At 66.6% G+C, this 2034-nt stretch carries 2 protein-coding genes; both read left to right on the top strand.

Annotation, left to right across the window (positions count from 1 at the left end; all coding sequences use genetic code 11):
- On the top strand, positions 1-431 hold a 431-nt coding region (locus tag CQZ88_RS30490), incomplete at its 5' end, for a prolipoprotein diacylglyceryl transferase family protein (protein WP_258008455.1).
- Positions 432-1098: 667 nt separating this feature from the next.
- Positions 1099-1341 carry an SHOCT domain-containing protein gene (locus CQZ88_RS05650; protein WP_180986950.1) on the top strand — a complete coding sequence of 81 codons (243 nt, stop codon included), beginning with the start codon at positions 1099-1101 and terminating at the stop codon, positions 1339-1341.
- The last annotated feature ends 693 nt before the right edge of the window (positions 1342-2034 follow it).

Genomic DNA, 2034 nt, shown 5'->3' with positions numbered 1-2034 from the left:
AGATCTACGAGCGCCGCAACGACGCGGGACTCACGAGCCCGGACCTCATCGACGGAATCTCCACCGGGCAGGTCGCAGCGGTGGTGCACCCGACGTTCCTGTACGAGCTGGTGTGGAATCTGCTCGTCGTGCTGCTGCTCGTGCTCGTCGACCGGCGATTCCGCATCGGACACGGCCGGCTGTTCGCGCTCTACGTGGCCGGATACAGCGCGGGCCGGTTCTTCGTCGAACTCATGCGGTCCGATCCGGCCACCGAGATCGCCGGTATCCGGATCAACTCCTTCACCTCCGCCATCGTGTTCGTCCTCGCCGTCGCCTACGTCGTCCTCGCCCGCAAGGGCCGCGAGGACCCCGAGGACCTGAAGGCCCCGCGTGTGCTCCCCCAGTCTCGAGATGCATCCAGAAAGACCACGGACACCTCCGCACCGTAGGGGGCGACTCGGCGCCGGGGAAAAGACGTGAGACGGCGATCCGATATTCGGACGCCAGACGATGACCGTCGGGTCGGTGGCGCGGTGCCCGATACCGCCCGCATAGGCCCACACCGGTCGACCCCTTCACGAGGTGCGCCCGGGAAACGAGTGCGGGTGCAGGTGCTGTTGTTCTCGAGCAGGTCGCGGATTCTCCGCCGAATCAGGTCCTCCGTGAGGGATACCGCTTAATGCTCAGAGACGAGACGCCAGTGGGACGAGCGTGCCGGGCGAGAGCGGGCGGCGCAGCCGCCCGGCGTGCGCCCCGCGGCACGGACCGATCCTGTCAGGGGGTAGGAACGCACACACGCCCCGTCTGCTCGAAGACGGTCGGCCACGGCCCGCCCGCACCCGCGCACCGGGGTTATCGGCATTCACATCGCGCCGGTCCCTCACCTCGGAGAGGGGGCTCCGCGGGCACGCTCACCGCGCGGCGAGAAGATCACGGAGGCTCGGGGATGCGTCGCGCGGGGCGTCGACGGACGGCAATTGAGGATTCGGGCAAGTTCCCTGACCGCGAGCGCAGCCGGTCCTGTCCTCCATCTTCAACAAACCTTCATCAAACCAGCACCCCAGCGCTGTGGTACGGCGGCCACACTCGACTTGCACGGCAACGGAAGGGGCAGCCATGATGTGGGGGCTGAGCCAAATGAGCTGGGGCGGATGGATCGTCATGTCGCTGATCCTGCTGGGATTTTGGGCCTTGGTCGTGTATGGCATCGCCGCACTGTTTCATACCGATCGGCGCCTCGCCGAGCCTGGAACCGGAGCCGACGATCCGTTGCAGATCCTCGCGGCCCGATTTGCCCGCGGTGAGATCGACGCGGACGAGTATCAGGCTCGACGACGAGCACTGCACTCGACTCGCTGATCCGCCGCGCGGCTCTCTCGCGCACTCCATGTACAGCCAGGAGACATTCGTGATCGTTTCCTCTGCCGCAGTCGGCGCCGCAGACCTGGGAAGCCTAGCTGCACGCGGGCGCACGGGATCAGTCGGAATCCCGGTCACCGACCTTCCGAGGTGGTCCGCCGCCTCGAGGAACAACGCCGCGGATCGAATCCGGCGGCCGTGTCGGCGCAACCTAGTCTTTCCAACGCAGCGGAACTCCTGGACAGGGAGATGTGCACAGAACGCAGGCAGGCGTTCCGGCGCAGGGAGATTGCCGCAGCAACGGCGCGGCTGGCGGTCCACGCAGCCCGATGGTCTGAGTCCTCCCCCTCTCCCGCCGCCGGGACGCCCATCCGCGGAATCGACCTTCGGACCCAGCGCGTGTACGGCAATTACCCGTGTACGGCAATTACCCCTGCCACACCCCCGGTTACCTACGACAGTGACCACAAAGGGCTTCCTCGTCGCCAACGGCGACTTCCCTCGAGGCTCTGGGTCCGGCATTTTTTGGGAGCGTCGCCCGTGAGTACTGCAACACCGTCCCGCGCCGCCCACGCGGCGGAGAACATCGACTCGCGCTACCATCCGGCGGCCGGGCTGCGACGTCAGATCAACAAGGTCTTCCCCACTCACTGGTCCTTCCTGCTGGGTGAGATCGCCCTGTACAGCTTCGTG

The sequence above is a fragment of the Rhodococcus sp. ENV425 genome, from assembly GCF_002887785.1.
Lineage (GTDB): Bacteria > Actinomycetota > Actinomycetes > Mycobacteriales > Mycobacteriaceae > Rhodococcus > Rhodococcus aetherivorans.
Note: the sequence above shows the minus strand (reverse complement) of the source record. Positions and strands in the feature narration are given on the sequence as shown.

Excerpts from the sequence above, each read along its gene's own strand:
- CQZ88_RS05650 (WP_180986950.1), top strand. The coding sequence starts at position 1,099 with ATGATGTGGGGGCTGAGCCAAATGAGCTGGGGCGGATGGATCGTCATG.